The following is a 293-nucleotide window of genomic DNA, read 5'->3' on the forward strand; positions in this document are numbered from 1 at the left end:
ATCATCGACGATCATGACACGCGGATCCGTAACTGGAAGGAAGCCCGAGACATCGTCTACAACGTCATCAACTGCTCCAAGCCCATCGTGAGTGCAATCAGGGGGCCGGCGGTCGGTGCCGGCCTCGCTTGCGGCTTGCTGGCAGACGTCTCCATCGCCACCAAGACGGCGCGCATCATTGACGGGCATACGAAGCTAGGCTTGGCAGCGGGTGATCATGCGGCGATTGTGTGGCCGCTGTTGTGCGGAATGGCGAAGGCAAAATACTATCTGTTGCTGTGCGATCAGCTTTT

1 protein-coding gene is annotated in these 293 nt (G+C 58.4%); it reads left to right on the forward strand.

Features of this window, described 5'->3' with window-relative positions:
• On the forward strand, positions 1 to 293 hold a 293-nt coding region (locus tag AC5ZGW_RS47855), incomplete at both ends, for an enoyl-CoA hydratase-related protein (RefSeq protein ID WP_496114366.1).

The sequence above is a fragment of the Bradyrhizobium sp. Crot121 genome (genome assembly GCF_059512385.1).